The organism is Pseudoalteromonas sp. S1609 (assembly GCF_005887255.1).
Taxonomy (GTDB): Bacteria; Pseudomonadota; Gammaproteobacteria; order Enterobacterales; family Alteromonadaceae; genus Pseudoalteromonas.
Genome location: NZ_PNDJ01000302.1, coordinates 1 through 395 on the forward strand (window position 1 = coordinate 1; position 395 = coordinate 395).

The following is a 395-nucleotide window of genomic DNA, read 5'->3' on the forward strand; positions in this document are numbered from 1 at the left end:
ATTGCATCTACCTTACGTCGTGATGTACCTGGATTACGGGTTATGGTGCACGCTGGCGCTGGTAACTTTAAAAAACAACTCAACCGTGCTGATAAAAGCGAGGCGCTCGTCGCAATGATTATCGGTGAAGAGGAATTAGAGCAAGGAGTTGTGTCGATGAAATACATACGTGAGCGGAAGGAACAAGTCACACTACAACTAGAACAAGCTAAAACGTAACTGGAAGAACTAATTAATAGCTAAATTATATAACGCGTAAGTACTGAAGCGCGTTAACAGAGGTAAGCATGGAAAATTATTCAACAGAAGACCAAGAAGCAGAAGCAAGTAAACGCGTTGTTCGTGAAAACGGCCGGTCACTAGCGTTAGGCGTTATTGTTGGGTTAGGTGGTTTA

At 43.0% G+C, this 395-nt stretch carries 1 protein-coding gene and 1 pseudogene; both read left to right on the plus strand.

Translation table 11 applies throughout. The features are described from left to right. On the plus strand, window positions 1-219 hold a 219-nt coding region (locus CWB76_RS19835), incomplete at its 5' end, for a His/Gly/Thr/Pro-type tRNA ligase C-terminal domain-containing protein (protein ID WP_249363205.1). A 68-nt stretch (window positions 220-287) separates the two neighbouring features. Next, a pseudogene (locus tag CWB76_RS20620) lies at window positions 288-395 on the plus strand (YfgM family protein); the annotation flags it as partial.